At 48.1% G+C, this 24,847-nt stretch carries 24 protein-coding genes and 1 pseudogene; 6 read left to right on the plus strand and 19 right to left on the minus strand.

The window, feature by feature from the left end; translation table 11 throughout:
* Both AC0T7J_RS18785 and AC0T7J_RS18790 read left to right on the plus strand, forming a co-directional pair.
* Positions 1-1,138 (plus strand): MATE family efflux transporter (locus AC0T7J_RS18785; RefSeq protein WP_473795769.1); only part of this gene is annotated, 1,138 nt, incomplete at its 5' end.
* A 22-nt stretch (positions 1,139-1,160) separates the two neighbouring features.
* Entirely contained in the window at positions 1,161-2,393 is a 1,233-nt protein-coding gene (locus AC0T7J_RS18790; RefSeq protein WP_109652730.1) for an ATP-grasp domain-containing protein, read from the plus strand.
* An 88-nt stretch (positions 2,394-2,481) separates the two neighbouring features.
* On the opposite strand, the gene AC0T7J_RS18795 is transcribed toward AC0T7J_RS18790, so the two are convergent.
* Genes AC0T7J_RS18795 through AC0T7J_RS18815 form a run of 5 tightly spaced genes read right to left on the minus strand, consistent with a single transcriptional unit; the run spans position 2,482 to position 8,142 of the window.
* Entirely contained in the window at positions 2,482-3,168 is a 687-nt protein-coding gene (locus AC0T7J_RS18795; protein WP_473795771.1) for a pPIWI-associating nuclease domain-containing protein, read from the minus strand.
* 34 nt (positions 3,169-3,202) lie between these two features.
* Entirely contained in the window at positions 3,203-3,697 is a 495-nt protein-coding gene (locus AC0T7J_RS18800; RefSeq protein ID WP_473795773.1) for a Mov34/MPN/PAD-1 family protein, read from the minus strand.
* Positions 3,687-5,489 carry a HesA/MoeB/ThiF family protein gene (locus tag AC0T7J_RS18805; RefSeq protein ID WP_473795776.1) on the minus strand — a complete coding sequence of 601 codons (1,803 nt, stop codon included), beginning with the start codon at positions 5,487-5,489 and terminating at the stop codon, positions 3,687-3,689. The genes AC0T7J_RS18800 and AC0T7J_RS18805 overlap by 11 nt, the downstream gene beginning before the upstream one ends.
* A complete protein-coding gene (locus AC0T7J_RS18810) occupies positions 5,486-6,631 on the minus strand; it encodes an SMODS domain-containing nucleotidyltransferase (RefSeq protein ID WP_473795779.1) in 1,146 nt (381 codons plus the stop codon). The genes AC0T7J_RS18805 and AC0T7J_RS18810 overlap by 4 nt, the downstream gene beginning before the upstream one ends.
* A 5-nt stretch (positions 6,632-6,636) precedes the next feature.
* On the minus strand, positions 6,637-8,142 hold the full coding sequence (locus AC0T7J_RS18815; RefSeq protein WP_473795782.1) for an SAVED domain-containing protein: 1,506 nt from the start codon (positions 8,140-8,142) through the stop codon (positions 6,637-6,639).
* Between the two features lie 1,204 nt (positions 8,143-9,346).
* On the opposite strand from AC0T7J_RS18815, the gene AC0T7J_RS18820 reads away from it, so the two are divergent.
* Positions 9,347-9,958 carry a DUF6886 family protein gene (locus AC0T7J_RS18820; protein ID WP_424996900.1) on the plus strand — a complete coding sequence of 204 codons (612 nt, stop codon included), beginning with the start codon at positions 9,347-9,349 and terminating at the stop codon, positions 9,956-9,958.
* Between the two features lie 41 nt (positions 9,959-9,999).
* Positions 10,000-10,698, plus strand: coding sequence for an HAD family hydrolase (locus AC0T7J_RS18825; RefSeq protein ID WP_473795785.1), 699 nt, complete (start codon positions 10,000-10,002; stop codon positions 10,696-10,698).
* Positions 10,699-11,011: 313 nt separating this feature from the next.
* On the opposite strand, the gene AC0T7J_RS18830 is transcribed toward AC0T7J_RS18825, so the two are convergent.
* The 8 genes from AC0T7J_RS18830 to AC0T7J_RS18865 all read right to left on the minus strand — a co-directional run bounded on the left by AC0T7J_RS18830 (position 11,012) and on the right by AC0T7J_RS18865 (position 16,322).
* A complete protein-coding gene (locus tag AC0T7J_RS18830; RefSeq protein ID WP_473795788.1) occupies positions 11,012-11,707 on the minus strand; it encodes a DNA methyltransferase family protein in 696 nt (231 codons plus the stop codon).
* Positions 11,708-11,837: 130 nt separating this feature from the next.
* Positions 11,838-12,785, minus strand: coding sequence for a DUF1281 domain-containing protein (locus AC0T7J_RS18835; protein WP_473795792.1), 948 nt, complete (start codon positions 12,783-12,785; stop codon positions 11,838-11,840).
* 93 nt (positions 12,786-12,878) lie between these two features.
* Entirely contained in the window at positions 12,879-13,859 is a 981-nt protein-coding gene (locus tag AC0T7J_RS18840; protein ID WP_473795795.1) for an ArdC family protein, read from the minus strand.
* A 71-nt stretch (positions 13,860-13,930) separates the two neighbouring features.
* Positions 13,931-14,542: a hypothetical protein gene (locus tag AC0T7J_RS18845; RefSeq protein WP_473795798.1), complete on the minus strand. Its 612-nt coding sequence runs from the start codon at positions 14,540-14,542 to the stop codon at positions 13,931-13,933.
* Positions 14,543-14,614: 72 nt separating this feature from the next.
* Entirely contained in the window at positions 14,615-14,923 is a 309-nt protein-coding gene (locus AC0T7J_RS18850; RefSeq protein WP_473795800.1) for a hypothetical protein, read from the minus strand.
* A 109-nt stretch (positions 14,924-15,032) separates the two neighbouring features.
* A complete protein-coding gene (locus AC0T7J_RS18855) occupies positions 15,033-15,350 on the minus strand; it encodes a hypothetical protein (protein ID WP_473795803.1) in 318 nt (105 codons plus the stop codon).
* Positions 15,351-15,443: 93 nt separating this feature from the next.
* Positions 15,444-15,818, minus strand: coding sequence for a hypothetical protein (locus AC0T7J_RS18860; protein ID WP_031591961.1), 375 nt, complete (start codon positions 15,816-15,818; stop codon positions 15,444-15,446).
* A gap of 87 nt (positions 15,819-15,905) precedes the next feature.
* Positions 15,906-16,322 carry a hypothetical protein gene (locus tag AC0T7J_RS18865; protein WP_031591960.1) on the minus strand — a complete coding sequence of 139 codons (417 nt, stop codon included), beginning with the start codon at positions 16,320-16,322 and terminating at the stop codon, positions 15,906-15,908.
* A gap of 432 nt (positions 16,323-16,754) precedes the next feature.
* On the opposite strand from AC0T7J_RS18865, the gene AC0T7J_RS18870 reads away from it, so the two are divergent.
* Positions 16,755-17,309, plus strand: coding sequence for a hypothetical protein (locus AC0T7J_RS18870; protein ID WP_473795806.1), 555 nt, complete (start codon positions 16,755-16,757; stop codon positions 17,307-17,309).
* 17 nt (positions 17,310-17,326) lie between these two features.
* On the opposite strand, the gene AC0T7J_RS18875 is transcribed toward AC0T7J_RS18870, so the two are convergent.
* Together AC0T7J_RS18875 and AC0T7J_RS18880 are read right to left on the minus strand one after the other, a co-directional pair.
* Positions 17,327-18,208, minus strand: a complete 882-nt coding sequence (locus tag AC0T7J_RS18875) for an integrase domain-containing protein (protein ID WP_473796180.1) — start codon at positions 18,206-18,208, stop codon at positions 17,327-17,329.
* A gap of 982 nt (positions 18,209-19,190) precedes the next feature.
* Positions 19,191-20,057, minus strand: coding sequence for a hypothetical protein (locus AC0T7J_RS18880; protein WP_473795808.1), 867 nt, complete (start codon positions 20,055-20,057; stop codon positions 19,191-19,193).
* A 238-nt stretch (positions 20,058-20,295) separates the two neighbouring features.
* Between AC0T7J_RS18880 and AC0T7J_RS18885 the strand changes: the two genes are divergently transcribed.
* Positions 20,296-20,529: a hypothetical protein gene (locus AC0T7J_RS18885; RefSeq protein WP_473795811.1), complete on the plus strand. Its 234-nt coding sequence runs from the start codon at positions 20,296-20,298 to the stop codon at positions 20,527-20,529.
* 46 nt (positions 20,530-20,575) lie between these two features.
* Here AC0T7J_RS18885 and AC0T7J_RS18890 read toward each other — a convergent pair whose 3' ends face one another.
* The 4 genes and pseudogenes from AC0T7J_RS18890 to AC0T7J_RS18905 form a co-directional block, all read right to left on the minus strand.
* Positions 20,576-22,102 carry a conjugal transfer protein TraG N-terminal domain-containing protein gene (locus tag AC0T7J_RS18890; protein ID WP_473795814.1) on the minus strand — a complete coding sequence of 509 codons (1,527 nt, stop codon included), beginning with the start codon at positions 22,100-22,102 and terminating at the stop codon, positions 20,576-20,578.
* A 1-nt stretch (position 22,103) separates the two neighbouring features.
* Positions 22,104-22,451, minus strand: a complete 348-nt coding sequence (locus AC0T7J_RS18895) for a hypothetical protein (protein ID WP_473795817.1) — start codon at positions 22,449-22,451, stop codon at positions 22,104-22,106.
* A gap of 1 nt (position 22,452) precedes the next feature.
* Positions 22,453-23,805, minus strand: coding sequence for an integrating conjugative element protein (locus AC0T7J_RS18900; RefSeq protein WP_473796183.1), 1,353 nt, complete (start codon positions 23,803-23,805; stop codon positions 22,453-22,455).
* Positions 23,806-23,879: 74 nt separating this feature from the next.
* Positions 23,880-24,845 (minus strand): annotated as a pseudogene (locus AC0T7J_RS18905) (TIGR03756 family integrating conjugative element protein).
* Positions 24,846-24,847: the final 2 nt, after the last annotated feature.

Genomic DNA, 24,847 nt, shown 5'->3' on the forward strand with positions numbered 1-24,847 from the left:
TAGTGTACAGACAGAGGTCGCTAAAAGCGTCGGTTCCAACCGTTCTGATATGGCAATTAATGCTTTGCATAGCGCTCTGATTGTAGCTGTTTTATTGGGGGCTGCAGTGATCGGTCTGAGTTACCTGCTTCCCTCTGTGCTTATTCTTTTTATACATGATCATGACCTGCTGGAAAACTGTATCAGTTACCTGCATATGCTTTCATTTGCTGCTCCTGCTATTGGAATGGTCAGAGCTTTCAGGGGATATTACGCAGCTATTGGAGAGAACAGGATCAGCGTTATTATTATCTTATTGATTTATTTCTTTAACTTTATTATTGGTTTTACACTTGTGTACTTAGGTTATGGGATCTCCGGCGCCGGGACAGGAACAAGTCTCGCTTTTTACATTGGTGCATTCTCATTTTTGATAAGCGGTAGATTTCTCCCACAGGAATATCATTTTTTTAAAATACATGATGCGTTCAGTAAAATAAAATCGATATCGTTGCTTTCATTTTATGCAGGTTCTCAGCAGTTATTTTTCTCAGGTGGGTTTGCTGTAATGTTTGTCATAGCAGGACAAATGAACTCTCCGTCTCTTGCCGTCATCACCGTCCTGAATAATTTAATGCTGCTCAGCATTACTCCATTGATAGGAATAGGTATGGCTTCCGCAGTATACGTCAGTAAATCTATTGGCTCCGGAAAACTGAAGGATGCAGAAGAATGGGGAAATATTGCATTAAAAATGGGGATGGTGATTTTCATAATCCAGATGCTAATCCTGATCAATCCTCACCAGGTGATGAGTGTATTCATTAAAGATATCAGCATAGTCAATGATTATGTATGGCTATTCAAAATTACTGTTATTATGGTAATTTCTGAAGTATTTGCCCAGATTTTAAAGTTTTCAATGTTTGGCGCTGGCTATAACAAAAAAATTGCAATAACGACCATCCCTCTTCAGTGGTTCGTTTTCATCCCGAGTGCTCTTTATTTTTGCGTATACCATCACTATGACATCGCATTTTTATGGTTTTTATTTCTCACCTATCGAGCTATTGAGGCCATTTGTCTGTTCATAATATGGAAAAAGAAAAATTGGCTTCCCGCAGATTCTGAGTATAACCCCCAGGAAACTGTCAACTGATTTCTGACAAAAAGGATCAATCATGAACTTACTTATTATTGATTATGAGGCACTAAGCACAAATCCGGTGACAGACTGGTATAAGGGACATGATTGTTATCTTATCACGTCTGAGCAATCATTTCGTTCTATGGATGAGAAGACCCGGTCATCCTTTAAAGAGATCGTCGCCATAAACAGTTTTAATCCTGAAAATGATGATTTAATTTTTTATTATGCCGAACAGTTACATGATTATGTAAAATTTGACCACGTTATTGGTGTGAGGGAATTTGACCTTTTGCCGGCAGCGGTTATAAGGAATAATTGGTCTCTTCCGGGGGCCAGTATCGAATCCATTGAGGCCTATCGTGACAAAGGTATAATGAAGAAAATACTGAAAGAAAAACAAATTTCAGTCCCTGACTTTAAAATCATCACTACAGCAATAGATATTATTAATTTTATCAAGGATAATGGCTATCCTGTATTACTAAAACCCCGCACATCCAAAAGAGCCAGAGGGATTAGCGTACTCCATAATGATAATGACCTCTACCATGCCCTCCATAAGGGACTAAAAAAAACATCGGAAGACCTTGTAAATATGATGGTAGAAGAGTTCGTTTCCGGTCCGATGTACCATATTGACGGCGTAGTCATTAATAATGAGATAAAATTTATCTGGCCTTCACTGTATGTATCTAACTGCATGGGGTTTCCAGATGGTAACTACATATCTAGTTGTCTTCTTTCACCAGATGATAATTTATATATTCCACTTGTGGAATATGTCAGAGAATGTATTTCTGCACTACCTTCTCCGGTCAATTTTTCTTTTCATGCCGAGGTTTTTTACTGCACTGATGGAACTCTGAAATTATGCGAAATTGCTGCCAGAGCGGGAGGTGGTCCAGTTATGACGTCAATTGAAACTGTATTTAATTTCAATCCTAAAGAAACAGCATTCATGGCTTACCTGAATGCTGAAATTGAAACCCCCGTAATAGAAACAGAACCAGACAATCTGTGTGGATGGATAATAATTCCTAATAATATGATTGAAGCTTATGTTGAAAATTTACCCGAATCCTGCCCTTTCCCTCAGGTTACAAACTATAAAGTATTTTCAAAGAATGGAGATTATTTTTCTGATGAGAGACAGGTCATTGCTGAGGTGGCGCTACGTGGGAAAAACTCAGAGGAAATAATCAATTCTATTTCCGAGATAATGGAGTGGTTTTACTACCATATACAATGGTCTGCGAGAGTTTGATGGGGGGTATCCCCTGCATTCTAAACCAACACATTGGAAAACAACTGTCTATATCCTGGCCCCACGCAAGCAGTAACGCCGGGGGGCTTTAGTCACTTAAATCGTAGTAGCCTTCCCACCAAGAGGATGTGTCTACATTAAATGCTTCTTCTTCACATCCTAAATTATCAGGCGTATCTACAGGGCTTCTGACTTCACACGAGAAAGGAAAAGATTTATTTCCTACTGCACTGATATCACTGCGAACATCAGAATTTGAACCCCATTGCAATCCAATATCTACAGAGCCAGTAACTAAGAAATTTATATCCACATCATTTATTTCTACTATTTTCACTTCTTCAATGTAAACTTCTTCTAAAGAGCTGTGAGTAGATAACTCATCAATTGACATTATAGTTTCAGTAACTGAACTATAAATCGCAGCATTGCCAACCGCCTCTTCAAGCTTGCTTAACACTTCCAGATGACACTCATCAAGCTTGTTGAATAAGGTACAAATCTGCTCTTTAACCTCACCCACTACACTAATGCCTTTGTCAGCATTTATAGGGAATACCTTCTCACTAATATGTGTGAGCTTGTTTAATGCCTCGTACGCATCTCGCAATCTTGGAAACACCTCTGAAACATCAACTTTAAGCTCATTACGGACATATTCATCACTCAACCCTCCCTGGATTATAAATTCGAATGAGTCTCTTCGTGAGGCCTGTTCTTTTTCATTGAGCTCCAGGAACCACTCGCAGTTAGTAACACTCTCCTTTGGTGCCATTTCGGATCAAAATGATGAACAAAACGAATCGGCTTTATATGTTCATCTCTTTCAGCCTTATGGGCGAATCTCTATAAGGAAAAACACTGGCACTTAGGTTATACGTTCCTGCAGGATTACCCCCTAGGATTATCATTACAGGTTCCGGACACTGATAATTTAGATTTGCTGCAATGCTCTTCATAGGCTCGAAATCATTATTACTTGGCTCCGGCAATCCTCCAGGATGAAAATGCCATTCGCCAACATAATATTTCCCGTTTTTCCAGCGATTCTGAAGTAAAGACCTAAGCCCTTTGGTACCTCGCTGGAAAGTCGTCCGGTCAGAGAGTGAATCAGGAGGTCTGGCTGTGGCCTCAAAGACTATGGCCGTCGAACCGTCCTCACTGTAGTGACCTATCAGAATACCCCCAGTTTCATTCACACCTGCGTTGATGCATTCTGCGACGATTTGCTGAAGAGATGACGAACAAAGCGTGACGGTGTAGGGTGCAGCTGCGTTTGAAAAGGTAACATCTTTAATAATCATGCGTTTTCCGCTCGACAGTGCCATCAGGCATCTGCTTAAAATATTCATAGATTCTCCCGGGCGCACTGACTACCCTGCAAATGAACTTTGTGGCCACAGCTGCCCATAGTTGAACATCATCTGCACGGGCTGGAAAAACTGGATGCCAGCAACCGATCCCTTCTATTCTTGCCTCCCCAAGTTCGATTTCAGGCGAAGCAGACTCCTTGAAGCGGCTTAAAGCATCAATTGCAGGGAATGTCGTTTCACTTGCTGCATATGCAAATAGGCCTTCTGCTCGCCAAGTCATGGCCAAGCTGATGAATATCTTTTCGCTGTGCCACTCAAATACCGACAATGCGTTAAGAACGCTATCATCTCCGGTACAATCAATTATGACGTCATACTGCCGCAGGGAGGATTTAGTAACCTCACTATCTGGAGGAAAAGCACAGCTATATGAACGTGAATTTGTGTCAGGTAAAATTCGATTCAAATGCTCGACTAAGGCGGCCGCTTTGTTATGTCCTACAGATGTCATGGTCAGAGCGTGACGGCTAAGGTTACCCATCTGTAATAAGTCTGAGTCTAGGATCCCCAGCCTGACAACACCTATGCGCACAAGGTTTTCAGCAATAATGCTGCCTAGCGAGCCAGCACCAATTATTAATACCTTTCTACTACGTATTTCGTTAGCCGCTTCCCCACGTGTTCTGAGCTGGTCAGCAGACCAGTTTTGCGTTCGTACCCATGAGATGGGATCCAGAGATGTCGCCTGTTCACAATCCCAAATACGATGATTACGTTCCAAAGCGCGGAATCCAGGGCGTGTCGTTATTTTTTTACTAAGGCCCTTCAATTGCAATGCCAGCCAGTGGATCCGCGTTGGAGCGTTTCCAATCCTTTCTGCAAGCGGGAATCCGAGCAATAGTAAGTTGGGATGCCGTCGCTTGTAACGGCTTCTGACCGAACGGCCAATCTCAGTAAAGAAGTCAGGCAGCGATAGACCACTGTGTTCATACCAATTATTCAACTCTTCCCAAGTCCGCGGCGCCTGCCAAGGAGCCAAAACGGGCAGTGATGGTAAAATAGTCCAGATAGAGTTTATTAACCTGGTACTTTTACACATGAAAGGAGACCATTTAATTGTCCGGATAAGCTTTTCCTTTTTATCGAAAAACTCCCGCAAATAAAGCGTTCCTCTCGCTCCGGGCAATCCACTACTGCTAGCAAAACCCCATTCGCCGGTCTGCGATTTCCAGAACACTAGGTCATCAATACACTCATTAAAACCGATAACAGTAAATGGCGACTGTCTTGGGAAGGCAGGCAACTCAAGCGCATCCCCGGGCGTGGCTAGCCTATCCTGCGAGGCGGCATCAACCCATAATAGTAGTCTGCTAAGCCGCCAACGGACTCTGGCAAGCAATCCATCGGGCTCAAATCCCCATTGATTACGGCCAAATACAGCAGGTGTATTCTCAAGACATGGATTGCCGGTGGTCCATTCGCATGAAGATTTGCCTGCGGAATTGTAGTTTTGATGCGGAAAAGTCGCAGATACACCTTCAGATTTGTCAGGATAAAATTCAATTCGTATTTGGCCTCCTTCATGCCAGAGCACCAGATGCCAGACACTAGTGTCTGGAATGAAAAGGGACGGTGGAACGGACAGCTTTATGTTGAGTTTAAGCGACCATTTCTGATTCTCGGAAAGTATCCAGGCACTGCCTGTCTGAACCCTTGGATCCTCATTCATCAGGATGAAAACATCATTGAGTTCAACAGGCACTTGTTGAATAACTTTACTCAAGCGAAACGTCCGGTTTTCTGAGGGTCTGCTACCTTATTTGGTGGAGTAAACCCCCCGTTACGATCTCCACCCTGCGGACCGGGTAATGGAAACTTCGAGCCGAACAGCTTGCGCCAGAGCTCAGCACTCTCCTTTGCATCCTCCGAAGCCAATGCGCTGCGAGCAATGTTAGCGGCAACTTCCAGACCTTCATAAAAGTCACAGAAGTCGCCAGCGGATAATCGCGCCAATACGTCATGTTCTTCTACACCGTGGTCAGAAAGCCACGGCTTACTTTTAAAATTATAAAAATCTTTCCAGCGTACTAGAAAAGTATCCATTAACTGAACCAAGCCTCTTGCCATCGAGGTGGTTTCATCATCCAGAGCATTGCCTATCAGATGTTCCAGCGGATATCCTTTAGGATATTTGGGCAAGTTTTCACTATTTTGTTGTCGCCACCATTTTACCGCTCTAACAATATTTATGTAATGACCGTTGCATAGACGGTTTTTCTCAGCGGTCCATCTTATCTGAGCGAGGGGGTGAGTCCGGCCCCATTCATTCTTTTCTCTATCAGGGAGCACTAGCGGATGCGCTTTCCATTCTGATGCAGGAGCGTCTTGAACCGGAGACGAATTATTTTGGGACCAGCTGCTTGTAACCGGTGACCAGCTTTTGTTCAGGCGCCAATCAGTTTGCTCTTCTAGCGAGTTTACCGTCAGAACTGATTCTGAGCGGTAGAGTTGCTCAAGCCGGATTTTTTCTTCACCAGATGCCGGAATCGCAGTAACAACCAGATCCAGTTCGACATAAGCGAGGGTAATACCAAAAGATCGTCCCTGAGTTACCCACTTGCCCGGATAATATTTCTCCAAGAAGGGGACAAATAAATCCATTGCCTCGTTGGGGGCTATCTTTGTATGGTCAAGATTGGTCACCACAACGATATCGACATCCGGGCGTTTATCACCTAACGGACGTATAGCGGTTGAACGCCGAATACTGCCCTGCAAAAATGTTGACACAACGATATCTTGGAGAGGCTCGTAATTCTTCAGGCGATCACGCAACGTTTTTGCACCACCTTTCCAGTCTTCCTTCTGCGTAGCAGTTGGCCTAATGTTTGCTAAAAATTCATTAAACTGTGTATTAAGTTCCATCGTGATTAAACCTTAAATGAAGGAAGGTATGAGCCATCTCGCTGGCGTTGGAAGTCAAATTCGTAAAATATACAGGCTCCCATGTAGTCAGTTTGCTGACCAACAAAGAAATTAACGGCATTGGGCGCTGCGCTAAAAATATGCACTTTTGCACCAAACTTGACCCGGGTCTCACCAAATTCGTGAGCAATAACTTCAGCTATGGCTGACGCATGTGTACCGCTGGTGACCGCCTGAAATCCACATCCTGCCTCTGGAGTAAAATGTAAAATACGACCAGTTTCAGGCAGGTTAGTACCAATATATTCACGGGCATCATGCAGGGCATTTCTTGTGACGCTGATAACTATAGCGATGTCACGACCTTCACCAAGCGTTTCTACATGCAAGAGCGTAGGCCTAATTTCACCTCCATCATTGACATTCCACACAGACGGTCCTGCCTTCCCTTTTTGTACCAACTCGACTTCAATATTCGATTTAGTGCCGAAGCATTTGCCAGCAAGCATCGCAATCGATGTATGGGCATCAAGGAAAAGTCGGATCCTGTTTCCGCTTTCGGCTTGCCTAACTTTCATGAGAAACTCGGTAACTACAGGCTGTATTGATGAGCCCCAATCCTCACCTAGCCCAGGAAATCGGCCTTCGAAATATCGAAGTAGTGAGAGGGTATATTCTGGAGAGGCATCCAGCGATTCGAATGGGCCATCTCTAAACGATCGGAGCGCCACAGCTCTATATTCATCTGGCGGTGATAACAGTAATAATTGTTCTGCTGCGCACATCTCTTCGAACTGGGCACGATTGAAGTGATATTTGCCCTGTCCTTTCAGCGTTCTTATTAGTCCGTCGTAGCGAAAATCGGAATTTTTTTCACAGGGTACCATTCCGACAAATTTGAATTGCAGATTGGCGACTTCACGTAGACGTTGAAGTGAGAAAGAAGGTGCTTCAATTCTGAATCCATTCAGGACTTCATAAAGCTGCTCATCGCAAGTAAGCCTCAAATGTTCACGCCATAGTTTGCGAACTTTTCCCATCTCACTGTTGCCGGTTTTACCTACACCAAGTTTATTGAGATCAAGAGAACCGTCGGTATTCTTGTGGATCTTGCCCAGCTCATCGCCATCTCGAATAGTGTCGGTTGTAACAAGGATAAAGGCAGAATTTGGAGGGGCAACTTGTTTGGCATCTCTAAGACGCTGAAGCAAGGATGTAGATTTGGCATTGATAAATTCAGGGTCAATGAGATCTCTGAATCCAAACCTTCCACCTGATACCACATGAAATTTAATCTGAAAATATTCAGCAGCAATTCGTTCTGAGCCATATCCCGGCTTTGGAGGGTCATATTTGGCGACCACATCATCAAATGCCTTTGGCGCATCTGCTTCATATGAAACTTCGATAACATCTGAGCGGGTTTTGTCTTTTAGAAAAGAAGCATAATACCAGAACAAGCGAGCCTGATAGTCATGCCCTTGCCAGCTCGCCACCACTGCTTGCGCCATGAGATTCTTCCCAAAAAATAGTAATAATTTGAAACTATCATTTTGGACGATACTGATCAAGCAGTCAGCAGGAAGATGAGAATATGCAAAATTCCCAGTTATGATTATTGGACTTAAGCAGCTGAATTAAAATGTTTATTTTTTTCCATAGTTTAAGAAGCGCCGAATTTCTCGGCCAAGCATTGAAGGCATAGCCGATACAATGGTTCAGCTTTTCTTATACTGATAAAGATCCTTAAGATTACCGTAGAAGTCCTTAAAGGAAGAAGGTTACAGCCGCTATCAAGATTTTGTGACCCAGTGCCCAGTGTTTACTTGGCCGCGGCATTAGTAACAACATATAGGAATATAAAATGTGTGAATGTCCGCTCTTGGCACACAACGGACGGTGCCTGATCATTCACCTCATTGAAGATGCTTCTTATCGTATTCGCTCTATAACTTGCTAACTGAAGTAACCAACCGAGACTTGACACACAGAAAAAATTAGCGATTTAATACTTATTTAAATCATGCACTTACATACAACTAACTGTTAGCGGCATTCAGATACAATGATCTGAGTGGTGTGAAGTGTTAGTTATTTTCGTGCTTTTCAAGTCATAGGCCTGAAGAGTTGGCTGGTCTGCTAAGAGCGATAAGCGGACATTGATCTTGCAGCTATTAAGTAAGATCATTTGTGGGCGTCAGCACCAAAATGGCGCATAAGTGTTGAGATTATGCCTGCGATTCATCAGAAGCTTACGAACGAGCAAAAAGATTGAATAAGTCGCATTTTCCATTAAACCGGTAAGGAAGTTATCCATGATAAAAGTTACAGCAGCAAACCATCAAGAAGCCGAAAGTTATATTTCTTTAGGAGATAAAATTGAAGTTGAATTAACCTTCAATACTCGGCTGCCGAGTTTTTCATGATTGCATCAGACTGGTGTGAAAGAGGGGTGAAAATAAAAAATGTGATGAGTTCTTCACTATATATCTAAGATTTTTTCATTCCACCTAATGATTGATTGTATTCGAAAAATAAGCGTAGGTATTCCTTATGTCGCAATTTTAGCCTATTGCTAAAGCGAGCAGTAGCGGGAAAAAGCTGACCTGCGGGTCAGAGAAACTAAGAAACCAATTAGGTATGGTTAAAATTAGAGCAAGCGAATTTGTGGAGAACATGCCTGCGCATCACTGAATTGTCATAAAAATACAGTATTTGGCTGCTAAGAATATCCCTTTTAAACAGGCTATTGGTGTGCGACTTTTCCATTTTAGTGATGAGCCTAATATCGATGTTTTTAACCCACGCCCAATACGCGTTCACGTTGACCGGCCGTCAGGCCAGGAGTGGCTGAATGGTGCATTGGTTTGGGCTACTGATGAGCAGCATGCTCTGCTCTATCTCTTCCCTCGTGAATGTCCGCGTATTGTGATATGGCCTTTTTCAGAAACAACACAAGAAGACTGGCTGAGATGGAGCGGTGACTGTACAAAAAATGCTATCGCATTCATTGAACAATCCTGGGAGGAACGCTTTAATTCTGGTTCTGTTTATCGTTATGAATTACCTGTCAGTTCGTTTGAAGAAGTGGGCGAATTAGGTATGTGGGTTTCAAGAACCAGTGTTACGCCTCTTGGTGTTACCAGGCTTAGTAACTTGCCCGGTGAGCTTCAATCAAGAAATATTGGACTCAGGGTTATGGAGAGACTTGTGCCGCTTAAAAATATCTGGATGTCATCTGTTCATGCAAGTGGTGTTCGCCTTCGTAACGCTCAGGGGTGGGGGAAGCCTGGCTGGAATCATACTAAGCCAGGACGAAAGTTCTGAGTAGTTTGCATATAGATATCCCCGTTAACAGGAGGTTTAATATGTTCCCTAAAGCCGTCTTTTTTGACTTAGATAACACGCTCACTCACAGAGCTTTGAGTATTGCTCGATACTCAGAAATATTTCATTTCGCCTTTCGTGACCACCTTAAAGAAAAAAATGTAGATAATATTAACGCTATTATCATTCGTGAAGATAATGACGGCTATCTTCCTAAAAACTCGCCATTTTCCTCAATCCGCGAAGCAGTGAGTCAAACTTTAGCATTAGAGCTAAAGTGGATAAAACCTCAACTTGCTGAGACAATCTTGGAGCATTGGATCAATTACTTCCACTCAGCAGCTGTTCTTATGCCAGGAGCTAATGAACTGATAGAAGAACTTATGAGGCGTGATATTGCTATTGGCGTGATATCAAATGGCGCTGAATGGTCACGCAATCAAACCTTAGAAGCTCTTTCTCTTACAAAAGAAATACGAGTGATGATTTGTTCAGAAAGGTTTGGTGACAGTAAGCCTTCTCCAAAAATATTCCATGCCGGAGCAAACGTGCTGGATTTTCATCCAGAGCAATGTTGGTACGTCGGCGATCATCCCGTTAATGACTACCTCGGAGCGAAAGAAGCTGGAATGAAAGCCATCTGGCTCAAAGGATTTCATGAATGGCCTGGAAACTGGGTCAGCCCAGAACATTCAGTGTGTTCTCTTAATGAACTTACTACCCTGCTTACGCAACTATGAGTTGGCCTGCTCCATATTGAATAGCACTACAAGTCATTAAACGTCCGCTCCTGGCACAAAGCGGACCATTAATTTCTTTTGTGAGGTGAACCTGATAATGGCTTGGTACCCGTCACACAGGCGCATTAAATGATGCTGATAACACTATGCGTCGCTATCCGGTAATCTATCCGGAGGAACTGCAGCTGCTCGGTGTTGTTATGGATTCTGAATCAACTGTTCACCGGCAATAAAAAAAGGCCAGTAACCCGGCCTTTGATGTTGATTAAAAGAGTCTTTATGACCATTACCCCTATAAATAAGTCAGGTCATTTTACGCTGCTGCGTCAGCTCTGCTGTATGAATGAGCACGCAGACGCGCTGACCATCCCTCCCAGTAATGCACCGGCGTCAACAGAACACGTCGCCGTTCGTCGCACAATACGTTCCCGATAATCACTTCCCCGGGTATACCACAAAGTGAAAGCTGGATGTAGGTCATGCCAGCCGCCAACGGATCGATATCCGTGACTGAAACCCACATATGTCGATGTGGCGAATAACCGGCCTGCCTGAGAACGCAGGCAAATGCGAGTGTCATGGCACCTGCACCGTACGCTGGCTCAGCAAACGTGATAAACGGCTTGTTCCTGAACAGATCTTCAGGCCTGCCGAACTGCAGTTGCGCCATCATCAGCGCCACGCTCCACGGGGTGAAGTACTGTTCTTTGTCTTTGTCACCCAGTTCAAGCAGCATGTAAATGCGCCCGAGAAAGTCACAGGTTTTTTCTTCCAGTCCGTTCACCACGTATGCCAGCAGTCTGGCCATCGATGAAACGTCCTCTTTTTTGTATTTGCCCACGATGGCCATGTATTTCTGTTCGCGCTTCTCACAGAAATGCAGGCCATTCTGAATGGCGATCACGCTGCAGCTGATGAAGTCTGTAAACACCTGGAGACGCCGGGTGCCACGGGCGATGGAGTTAAAGAGTGAGATAAATTCTTTCTCATTGTCGATGCGGACGCTCATGCGTGTTTTCCTGAAAAAAAGGGAACACGCCCCGTCAGGGAAACGATGTTCCCCCTTCGGGTGATAAAAGCGGCCACAGCAGATGCTGTGGCCATTGTCTGACAGACCCGTGATTAGGATCTGTCGGTAGTTAACCACGAACGCAGGCGTAGTGTGCAACGGCACTGGCGGCCGGCGCAGCTGCTTCAGCACTGAACTGATACAGCCTTGCCCCTTCACTCACCGGGTACTGCACGTCCTCCCCCGGATAAGGGCCGCTGTCGACGTGGTCACCGCTGTCAAAACAGTGATAACCCGACGTGCCGGCATCCGGAGAGAGCCAGTACTGACGGATTTCACAGTCAAACTTCTGCGACATCTGCCCCAGGACTTCCGCCGACGGCGGATACCAGGGAGAAGAGAACGTCAGCTTCAGCGAACCGATATCGTCACGACTCCACTCCGACCGGTGCCCCGCCGGAAACTCCGTCCCGTAAAGCTGGATATAGAGTTCTGACGTGGTGTTAAGACCGCAGAAGAGGCCACTTTCCCCGTTAATCTCGGTGGTCAGACGTGACGGCATCACCATCAGCATGTCGCACGGACAGGTTGTGTCCGGCATTATACTGAGCCACTCCCAGCGCTCCTGCGGGTCAAACTGACCGCCCGCAGAGGCGACGCCAAACCAGTCGGCGTAGTGAACGGCCATCAGCCGGGCGATTTTCTGGCGGGCTGCATAAGGGATACTCTCCCATTTAACGTCGCCGATGCCTGACTGTACCCATATTTTGTCCATTCGCGAGAGCGTTGTGCCGTCAAGCCATGCATCCTTCTCAAGCAGCTCCAGGAAATGCTGAAACGCCTGGTTCGGTGATGTGCTGCCTCCGGTGCCAGATGAAACCAGCTCCGGATAAGCACGGTATTCCGTTGCCTTAACAGGTTTGAGTATGCCGACACAACCGGCGAGAAACATCTTGATGCCATGCCGTATGGCGTGGCGGTAAAGCGGCGCTTCGGTGCCGGCAATCCACGACTGCATGACATCGATACAGGCAGACTTACCGGTAACTTCCAGACGATTTTTGCACCATGAAAACATCGTTCTACTCCTCTTTTACGTTTAAAAAAGAGGGCATCTCCCTGAGGAAGATGCCCTCAGGGGGATGATGGCAACTGACGTCGCCGGGGTTAATTACGCTGCTTCACTGCGGGTTTCACCCGGCGGCTTCAGCAGAGATTCCGACGCTTCCCGGGCAAGCCGGCAGGCACGGAAGAACGCTTTTTTGTCGTTACGTAAAACGCTGAGCCAGCCGTTCAGGTAGCTCTCGTGCTGCACCTCACCAAAAATGCCGAGATGCGCACAAAGAAACGCGCTGCCGGTTTCCGCTATCAGTTCCTCAAAGGCGTATACGGGATCACCGAACTCTCTTGATGAGGAGGTTATTCCCTCACGATCAAGGCGGCTGCGGTGGCCGGTCGCGTGCACCAGCTCGTGCAGCAGCGTGGACCAGTAGTCTTCAGGTGAACGAAACTGTGAGGTTGCGGGCAACACAATTCGATCTGCCCCCGGGCTGTAATACGCCCGGTTCTGCCGGTGAGAAGAGCACTTCACCCCGGTTGCGTTGAGGATTTCCAGAACCTGTTGCTGCTGCTCAGTTGAGAATCCCTCAGCGTCACTTTCCGGTTGCTTCACCGTGGGTGCATACACCTTATCGGGAAGCCCTTCACACTGCGCAACGTTGAACAGCTGCAGCGGCTTCATCATGGCCAGCTTTTCCATCACCGGCACGCCGTCCCTGAACACCGGACTGTCATAGCCGTCGCGGAGCTGCTTTTCGAACGGTTTGAAGATGATGGCCATCGCGCTCCGTTCGCCTTTTCTGACCTGTCCGCCGGCAACCTTTGCCTGCTGATACGTCAGCCAGCGATCGGCTCCGTAACCTGCCTCCTCTGCAGCCATCCACAGTAGCGGCACGTTGACGCCGCTGTAGTACCTGCCCGTGACGGCATTAACCGGCAAGCCGCTGCCGTAAACCTTCTGCGCCGATCGCCATGGCCGACGCCAGGGCGGTACACCGTTTTCCAGTGCGATGATGATTTTGTCGGTGACCTGCTGATAAAGGTCAGTCTGTTGTTCCGTTGTGGCCTTACGGCCGGCTGTTTTTTTCTTCATGAGATGCGTCTCTAAAAAAAACGGCGCATCTGTCCCGGTGGCGGACAATGCGCCACCGGTGAGTGGGAAAATCAGTAACGACGTACTGAACCGTCGAACATAATTGAGTCAATATCTGATTTGACGTTATAAACGGCGCTGTCAAACCGCTTACGATCTTCAGGTTTAGCACGCTTAGAATCGAGGCGGATAACCCTGTCGAGAAACTTCAGTGCCTGCAAACGCCAGCTGAGACGTTCTGCGTTGCACACGCAGGCGCGAAGATGTAGGCGGGACTGCTCGCTAAGCCACTGTACTTGATCTCGGTATTCCGCAACCGGTAAATACTCTTTCAGTGGTGGCTGAGTTTCTTTGTAAATGGTCAGCGATTTAGTCACCTGATTAATTCCGGGCTTCAGGTACAAATCGTGATGCTCGTTCAGCACGGCATCGTATATTTTGTGGTCCAGGAATGTGGTGAAAGAAAACTCCTTCTCAGGTATTAACTTATCGCACAGTGCTGACCAGTCAGCATCCCTGGCAGGATTGCAGCCGGCAGCCCAGGCTTTCAGCCATTCCGCACAGCCATTGTCATCCGGCACTCGGATGTAAATTCCCAGATTCTTTTCGAGTATCAGCGGACGTACCTTGCCCTGATTCTGTGTCAGCAGCGGGCGCAGTTCAGTCGACGTAAAACGGATCATAAGAGCTCCTTTAAAAAGGAGGTGACCTCCCCGGGAGGGGAAGCCCCTCCGGGAAGTGTCATTCAGTTAACATCAGTCAAAACGGTAGCGAAGCTCCGCCATCTGCTGCGCCAGCAGCCGTCCGGCTCTGAGGGCTTTGCGGGCAGTTGCATAAGTACCGGCACCCGGCAACTGGTCAACACACCAGTCGCGCGGAGTGAAGCCGGTGCGACGAGATATGACGGGCATGAACCCGTTCTCTGTCGGCACAACGTCTGCCTTAAAGCTGCAGCGGCCGCTGCGGTTGGTAAACCACTCGGCCTGCTGTTGCTGCAGAGCGCCGGCAAGCCGGTTTAGTGCGCCTGAAAGGCGGGTGATAAGTGAAAGCATTATACTGCTCATGGTTTTCTCCTGACTAAGCACGGAGAAAACCATCGCCGCTGTGGCGGGGAGGTTGTCCCCGCGCGGGTTAAAGCCTTTGTCAAAATTGACGCAGGCCGGTGGTTAATCACTAACCAAAATCGTGATAGTAAGCGTTATCCGAATCATCCGGACTGAAGGCAGAATCCGCCGGAATTTTTATCATGATGCGGCCGTTAGTAGCAGGGTGATAACGATGTCGGAAACAGTGAAGGTAGCGTTTTCCGAACCACAGGAAACGCATTTCCACCGTCTCTATGTATTCCCAGACTTCACCGCCATTATCAGCAGCAGACGGGTCCGGAAATGAGCAGTTTGACTTATGCTGCGCAAGCCTGTCCCACATACGGTGCCACTCATCGCTGTTGTGCTTAACAAGTAATAAAGGTTCGAAATTTAAGTTATCCATAGGTCAACCCTCTTCAGGTTTAAAAGAGGACTTCTCTCCGCGGGGAGATAAATCCCCGCATGGGTAAGTCAGACCAGAAAGATGCCAGTCCGCTCAGTTTTCGCCATAACGCTGGCATTCACGTTCTTCGTGCATCAGCCCCTCTTCGTCCTTAACGGCACCGCCGAAAAAAAACGTCCAGGCTGCTTCATCAATGTTTCTGGCCATATGGCAGAGACTTTCAAAGAAAGGCTGCCAGGATGCTGGCACGAGTTGACGTACAGACAGTTCCGCCAGGTCCCGGGCAACGTCAGCCATTTCCCAGACGTAGTGTGGAAAGCCGTCTTCATCGGTATTGGTGTTAAATCCAAGGCGACGATGTGCGGCAATAATTAACAGGTCACCTTCAGCCTTAGCCAGGGCGGCTTTGTGAGCTGTCTGCTCGCGAGCGCTGATATGAAAATCCTGTGTAAAAGTTAAATCGTTCATATCGGATTCCTTAAAGAATTGAGGAACCCTGCCCTGGCGGGGACAGAAGTCCCGTTAGGGTGAAAAATCGTTCGGTTAATAAGGCGGTCAGTCGATGTCAAAAGCATCAGCACTCTGATAAAACTCTGCACGCGATTGCTCTATAGCGTTGTCCAGCTCTGTGTCCTCCCGGGAACTGATAACGCCCTGCTGAAAAGCTCCATTCCAGTGACGACTGTGAACTGCCGTCCCCAGAAGAGTGAGCTCGCTCACTGCATCTTCGATAAAGGCATGTCTGATGTAGCCATGCTCAGTTACATAGCCCACTGTATAGCCGACATACCTGAGAAAAGTCAGGTAGTCAGGAAGGCCGTCAGCATAAGCCTGCGGATCGGCGTCGACCATGAGCCTGTAATCCAGACGGGCTTTAAGTTGAGTTTTGACGTAATCCAAAATGATTTTTGCCGAAGCCGGAGAGTCACAATGGAGTAACGTACGGTAATTGAACATTTTTGTGTAATGCACGGGGACGACTCCTTTTTGCAAAAAAAGGGAACCGTCCCGAAGGGAAAGTATCCCTCAGGGGTAAGAATCAGGCCAAAAATGCCAGATGAGTAAAACAGGTGTATGGGAGTGTGATGCGAAGTAGAAAAGGACCTTAACCGCAGGGGTCTCTGTTTTCAAAGGTTAACAGATTTGTTACCGCCCGAAAGCGTCATCTCTCAGGTAATGATGACATTGGCATGTGATTACCCGAAGGCGTTCCTCTCGAATCACTGGAACATTGGCAGTTGTCATGGAGACAACAGTTAGCATGAACATCCTACTGTATGATTTATAACCCAGCAAGCCCAAAAAAGATTTTCATGTTTTGATTTTAAACGGACACCGGGAACAGACGAAGTATCCTAGAATACATAGCATCATAGGGCCGATAGTTTATAGGTGAGGAAATTTATGTATACGGTATATTTAGACGCAAAAGATAAAGGTGCCCGAGCCACAGGCATGGGATACAGCGACTTCATCAAGACTTTTGATACGATCTGCCAGGAGCACATGAAAGACAAACGTGCTAAGGCCTTTGCGTTTATTTTTTATGACATGGAGCATGGTCCAGTCAGAAGCGCACTGAAAACGGCTCGGGGATTTGAAATACTTAATGCGGAGACGGGTAAAGATATAACTCTTTTTTACCTGCATGCTGCGGCCGCTGAGTCACACGCTAGCGCTTTTAACAAGCGTTTCATGGAGGCGTTGGGCGTTGAAGAACAGATTGATATGCCATGCATAGTTTTTTTTCGCGTAACTGACGATAAAATTGATGATATCAACTTCAGAAGTATTGATAAGCAAGTCGATGAAGAATATTTGATTGTCGAAGCGCTGCGGCGCGACATTGCGGAATATACTGAAGACATGAATTGCCAGGGCAACTTTTCCGCTCTGACCGGGGTTATAGGCTGGTTTTCGGTACAAGCATTCCAATTAGCTCTAAAACACTTTATTTAAAGTTAATTCGGATAGCATTAATTAGTCTTATTATATACACGAACTACATAGTGCCCTCGACCGTCACCGTGGCCTAAGTCCATCGAGGTGAGGGCCTCCGCCTCTTTCTGACTGAAACCTTTATCTTTATGAAACTGAAGTACATCCTGAGTATACGCGTACCTCAGACTATGAGGGGCAAATTCTCCAACAAGTCCTGCATTCCTTACGATATTCCTGTATCGCTCGATTGCCAAATGAATGGAAGGCTTATCTATAAGCTTTCCGTTATTCTCAGCAGAATAATTAATGGCTCTGTTAATGGCTTCAATAGTTTCAGTCCGATTTATTATTGTGGTATCCCTCGGCCGCCCTCCTTTCGTACCGAAAACAACGCGAACCTTTTCATCTCCATTATGCAGCGCTTTTTTCCAGGTCTGAAGTGATTTTACAGACTGAACCGTTTCTTCCGTTCTCAAACCTAAAAGCCGTGAAAGTTTCATTGCACAGGCCACTCCTTCATCCTTTTCATTAACAGATGAATAGACCTGTTTGAAATAGTCATCAGTTATCGCAACCTTAGTTCCGTCACGGCTGGTTCCAGAAATATTCAAAGCATCATTGTTAAGTTTCGGATGAGTTGGATCAGCCATGAAGGTTTTACCTGACACACGTAGTATTGCCCGTATCGCCGCCATTTCATTTTGAAGTGTACGCTTGGAAATATTTTCGCCCAGGCGACTTCGAATGTAAGTTTCTATGTGGCTAGTCTTTATGTTTTTAATGTCACGAATTTGAATGTTAAGACTGATCATTCGGTCTGCAAATCGATCAGCAATTTTAGTACGGTCAGATACGGTTTTAAAACTTCCACCCGCCTGACGGGCAAGGGTTTTTAAGTTTTTATTCAGCTTTGCCACAGACCATTCTCCAATCAATGAGGTGACAGAGCTTTTCCGTCCGTGTGAACGGAAAAGCTCTGTCACCGACTGCACAACAATTACAGACGATGAAATTTCACCCCGACGGCACGGTTCATTTTGCGCTTCCTGCGGCTCTGCAGACATCTGTGCATCGGGGCGGCGAAATGTTGAGTTATTGCGAGGCTCCCCAGGTCTCTGACCTGTTTGCGGCTTTCGCCGGGCTGAAATGAATCAGTCTGCCTCCACACACCAGTTGTCTGGTGTCGCCATCGATGTCGTGCCGATTTCTCCTTATTAAGTGGCGTTCAAACTTTTAAAAAACGAATGAACGTTAGGTTGAAAGTTGAACAGTATTGAGATGAAAAACGTATTCAGGACGTCAGAAACCCTTTAATACGTGTTAGTCAGTTGGTAAACCTGTCGTTGAAGGTACAGTGCGTAAGCGCTGACCGTTATGCGCTGCGCGCGTCACTTGGTACTCGTTTCACTCGTACGCAAGTGACGCCGCGCTCCTCTGCTTTCAATGCGGTTGTGGAAGATGCCCAAATGTTCCAAATGGTCATACCCACAACGCAAAGTTCGCAACGGATGCAGACGTCATAAGACGTGAGGAAACGTAATAAAACAGGCTCAAGGGCCTGAAAGAAGTGCTGACGAATCAGACGAAGGTGAAAATAAATCCTTTATCGCGCTAGTCGCGATCCCCATTTTCAAAGGCTGACGGGTTTACCGCCCGAAGGCTCCGTCTCTCAGGTCATGACGGTTTTGGCTGTGCAATCACCCGAAGGCGCCCCTCTCAGATTGCCGGGACATTGGCATGTTGCTAAAGCAACGGTACAACGATGTGAATGTTAGATCGTTATGAGATCCATTTACAAGCTAAATGTTATAGATACTTGAGAGGAAAAATATGGGAACAGACTTGAGGATGAATTGTAAAAACGAACCTTTTTACGAGTAACTTACCGTTCAAGAATTTTTAAAATAGTTGGAAGGAGTGGAAATTAGGCAAGCGCCCCCATGTTTTTGAATACTCTAAATCGAATAATTTCCTTGCAGAGTCGGAGCTTAAATGACTGTAAGCTTCTTCATAGAATAATTCGTCTCCTTTGTCATTAAAGGTAATGTTTGAAACAGGGAATTCAATAATGCCACTAGACGAACGGTTAATTGCAATCCATTCCTCGCCTTCCATCTGATCGCTTGGGAGGGTGAGGCAAGAATACAATATATCTTCTATTGGGATATTGAAACTCAGAAATATGGAGCCGTAGCCGCCTTTATCGCTAGCGTCGGTGAAAGAATTTGCCACATCCATCTGTAGAGGAATTTTTTCGTAACCAAGGATATCTGCTGATGCTTTATAAAGCATCAGCAAGCTACTATAGCTCATTCCATCAAGGCCGAGTTTAGATATTCTGATTCCTTTACTTAAATGATGCGGTCTTGATGTGCAACGGATTTCGCGCCTTAAGTTAACATGAGTAACCTGTGCGCAATTTAAAAGCTTTTGTGTGTTTTCGTAAATTTCACATAGCTCATCAATGATTTCTCTTAAGTGTGAGTCGCTAAGCGACTCTATTAAATCTTTAACATCGCGATTATTCCTATACCATGAATACATCCTGTCATTTTGAATGGGTAGTTTAGAACCTTCAAATAGAATTGAAATGAACTCCAGTAGAATTGCATACCCGTTTCTTTTTTTTTCGCAAAAACCAGTGATGAACTTATACTGCTCGACTTTGCTTCCATAACCAATGCAAGCAGCAAGAATTTCGTTTTTTATGCGAACTTTTGAGTTAATCAGGCTTTTGTCCAGCTCAAAGGTTTTAGATGATTTCATTTTCATTACAGCTTGTGTTTATATGACGAATCAGCTTTTATATAACTTATTCAGCCTGCTTGCCGTGAGATAAATTTTGTAATAATTTGCAAAGTTGTCTTAGCTCTAAAGGAGATGATTTTCGTCAGCTTAACCTTGAAGGCTTGAGCGCCGAGAGTTGTACAAAAATTTGCCAATTCAGCTGTCTTTAAGGTAATGTTGAAGTTGGGCTTTTACCATAGTATCAGAGGCAAATCACATGGCCAGCGACTGGAATGAAGAGCTTGACCGTTATGAGCAAGGGCGTAACCTGAACGACGATCTAAAGGATTCTTTTCAAACGTCACTTTCAGCGTTAGGCTTTCTGGTTTCAGTTTTACCAACCAATAAAAAAAGTGGCGGTATCGACGAAGTTTATGAAACATTGAATTCTGAAGGATGGCACGAAGGCCCCCAAGGTTATGGATATTATCGGAATGGTGTAAAAGACTAGAGCTAGTCCTATAAATGACTTACCGGACTAACTCTCATATCAGAATTTAAGCTTTACCCTTGCTAACTACCGTTTTTACTGCACCAGTTACTTTCCCTGCACCTTCATTACCTGCCTGTTGTGGCACTTTCGAAGCTGCTGCCATCGCTGCATCCATTACGCCGCCGATCCTCACTCCAGCCCAGCTCAACATCCCCACCCAAAAAGAGGGGAATACCAAATACATCATCCCCAGTACCAGGTTCATGATCCAGCCGTCACGCGGTGAGCTGAGGAAGTCTGCAATAGGCTGACCCGAAGCCAGTCCGCCTTCAGCCAGGTTTGAGTAAAGTATGGTAATCAACCTGTCATCCAGCCAGCCCGCCAGCGCCCACCAGAACGTGATGAACTGCAGTGCAAACAGCGCAAACGAAACTGTCACTACCGTTTTCGGTTCATAAGCACTGAACATCATCAGCACGGGTATGACAATAATGATCATCATCTGCAGCAGCGCCTGTATCATCGGCAGCGCCTGTTTAAGCGCATCAAAGCCCGGTAACGCCTCGACCTGTTTCATTCCCAGCCCTACCGTGGAGGCAAACCGCGACACGCTGCCTCCGATACCGCTTGTTGTGTCCGCACTGCCGGACATGTAGGTGACGCCGCCGCCTGATATTTCGGCATTGCTGGGGCTGACCAGCCAGCGCAGCGCCGGCTCTTCCCACTGACTGCCCGGGAACTGACGCTGCAACTCAATGCGCGTGCCGTCGCTGATGCTGGCCAGCACGCGTTTGCGCAGTCCGCTGCTGCCATCTGACCACCAGGTTTTGCACGACGGATAACCACCCTGGCCCGTATCCGGATAGCCGCTGTCCCGGCTGCTGTTATAAGGCCACTGGCTGCGTGGCGTCATGGCCGTGTAATAGTCGTAATAGCCTGATGTGTTGAGAAAATAGTCGCTGCCAATCCATCCGACCGAGTTGATGGTAGCGTCGCTCAGCTGGCTGTTGCTGTTCTTTAACTTAAAGTAGGCCCTGGAGTAGCACTGGTTTGCGAAGTCCTGGACCTCCTGCAGCACTACCGGGTCGCGCAGTTTGGTGTTCTGCACGTCAAAGCGAAGCTGACGCAACTGCGTGCCGCAGGGGATTGACGCTATCATCGCCTGCGTGGTGCCTTTTGACATCGCATGGAGCAGATACCACCATACCGGTACCTCGGCCGTACGACCGTCGAAGTCGTTAACGAGCCCTTTATAGCCGGAGTTCTGCGGCGTGGGTACGCTGAAGCCGCACTGTTTCGCCCGGGCGTCATCAAACTTTATGGTGCTGATGTCCACCGGCAACAGCGGAATGCAGCAGAACAGCATCACCAGAAAGGATACGTAAATCGCGTGCTCGATGCGCGGCAGCGCAAGCATACCTTTGTTTCCCTCATCGGCACCTTCCTCGCGCACCTTCAGCCATACGCCAAGTACCTTAAAAACCAGCGGCAGCGCAAACAGCCCGGTGCTGCTGAGGATGCCCCACATCGAATTATTGAGAACCCAGCCAAACAGGATGAGGAAGTATTCCAGGTAACTGTTCGCCGTCATTTCAGCCTCCCTGAACCGCGTTTGACCAGGCCACGTACTCCGTGGCCAGAATGAAAAGCGCCGCCAGCAGCTCGGTGCGCGGCAGGCGTGCTGAGACCTCCGGCCAGCGCTTCAGCAGTCGCGGCCGCAGGTTCATAATCCACACGCATCCGATGAGCACGTATATGCTCAGCCGCCAGGCAAACATTCCCCACCGGCTGTCATACAGCCACTGCCTGATGAGGTGGCCGTCAGGGTCGTACGCCATGAACACCGAGGCCAGGCCAAAAATCGCGGCCATGGCCAGAACCGTGCTGAGGAATATCAGCAAAATACGGGCGGGCAGGCCGCTCAGGAATCTGCGTTTCATATCAGTTGCCTCCCGGCTGAGGCTGGCTCATCTGGCTGAAACCCTGGTCCTGGTTGCCGGCTTTTTGCTGCAGCTGATTGTTCTGGTTGCGTTCGCCCTGACGGTCAAGCGTGGTGAGCAGGCTGTTGCTGCTGATGGACCTGCGCAGCTCCATCTCATTGCGCAGCGCGTTCAGCTCCCGGTCTAAGGCATCTACGCGGCGGTCCCCCTCGGCGATGGCCTCAGGCTGTTCGGCCGCGTTTGGCTCAGACTCACCGGTCGTCAGCATGCGGCGCATGGTGAGTGCCGCCTCAACCGTGTCAGACATGGCCAGTTCACCCGCCAGTCTCTGCACCAGTGCGGCCCTGTCCGGATCATCACGCAACGCCTGAATCACCCCGCGTGTGACGACGAGACTGCCGGTTTTGAGCGTGGCCAGATTATCGGTCGTGGGCTGAAGCTGGCCGTCAACCAGTTTGCCGAGCTGTTCCAGGTTGGTTTTGGTGGCGTCTTCCAGCACAGGTGAGAAGCCGGTACCGGCAACGGTGCTGCCCGGCTGATTGTCGGCACCGCCGCTGGAACATTCGCTGGTTTCACGGCAGGTGCGGATTGAACGATCGCCGAGCACTTTCACCACGGCCGCAGCCGCTTCATCAGAGGACTTGTAGCGCTGGCAGACCGTACCGTTACAGCCGGCCGAGCCGACGCTGCCATTGCTGGTCACCGGCAGGCTGTTCATCATGTTGTAGCCAGCTTTTGCCAGGTCGTGCGTAGGCTGAATCGCCTGTTGTCCCTTGCCGCCACGTTTCTGGCCACCGACCCAGGTAACGCCTTCTTCCCCGGTGGCCTTCTGCAGTTTCTGGTCGCTCGATACCGCATCGCCGCCGCTTGATGAGACGATGTCTTTATACTCTTCAGACACCGCAGCCTGCTGCCATTTGCTGCCCAAAGTGTAGTCGGCCAGCTTTTTAGACATGTTCTGACAGTTCATCTGTGCCTTGTCGAAGTTCAGGCCCGCCTGCAGCACGCCGTTGGTCAGCATTTCATAAAGCCCCGGGTTGGCACGCTGAATGGCCATCGCCGGCATACTCATCACCGCGCCTGTCGCACCCTGAATGACGTTGCCCATCAGGTCCTTAAAACCGCTGGTAACGCCGTTGAGCTGGTTTCCGACCGTGGTTTTCAGGTCAAAGTTGCCGCACATCAAATCGCTGCTCCAGCCGCCGTCCAGGCCGAGGCGCGACATGTCACTGCGGGTTGAGGGGGGCGAAATCACCGAGCCGCCGCCGATGGAATAGAACAGGCCGTCGTTGATGGCGCCGCTGACGCCGGCACCCTGTGAGGAAAGCGTGGTATCGAGGGCCAGTGCCGGCATTGCCAGGGAAAGGAATAACACCCCTGTGGCCACGCGCAGGTTCTGCTTAAGTAAAGTCATCATGATCTGGGTCCTTATGAAAAGTCGGTGCTGTACAGGAAGGTCTGGCCACGTCGCTTACAACAGCTGTAGGGCTGCCAGAGCGCCCAGGCGTAATCCCCGCTTTCCGCCGTCTGACCACCGGTATCCGGAAAGACCGCGCAGCTCTGCGACAGCTGCGGCGAAAGCCGCTGCCACTTGTGATTTTTTGTGCCGGTGTTTTCGGTGACGGCGTCCGGCGGCCAGTAACCCGGCGACCGCTGGCCTTTTAACGGGTTGTAGACGTGCAGTTGCCCCTCGCGGGTGATGATGTCGGCGACGCGCTGAACCACGACGGCCGCCGACTTATAGCTGTCGGTCTGCGTCACGAAACCGCTGCGGGGATAAACGTTGCCCCACATCTCGCCACTCAGCGTACTGCCGATTTCACGCTTCCCGGGGATGAGCGCTTCAGGATAGAAAGATTCCGGTACGCCCGTTCGCCATGCCAGCGCATCCAGGGCGCTGACCATATACGGCACGAACGGCGTGGCTGCTGAGCGGCAGGAGTACCCCGGCACCATGCCGCCGATGAGCGACGTCGCCGGGTGGCCATACGCATCGCCGTAATAGAAATGCAGGTTCTGTTTGCGCATGCCCGGGGCCTTCATTTCCTGACGTCCACCGCCTGCAGTTACGCCGGCGAGACCGCCCGACACCAGGTTTTCAGCGCCGCCGGCCGTGGCGCTCACCACTGACATTTCGGTCTAGGGGTTGTCGCCCGGACTGAGGTAGGCCGACACGACCGCTTCAGGAATGTAGTGAGTGACCTTGACCGAGGTTTTTACCGTGCAGCCAAACGGTGTACAGAGCAGCCAGTAGCAGATGCCGCTGATGCGCCAGCTGATACAGTCGGGGCTCATGGCGCCGGAGACCAGGCTCGCGGTGTTCACGCTGGCAAGCGTGCCGGTGCAGGTAAACAGCGTGGCCAGCATCAGCCGGCGTGGACGGGAAAGGTGCATGT

Source organism: Pantoea sp. E956-1 (assembly GCF_982223955.1).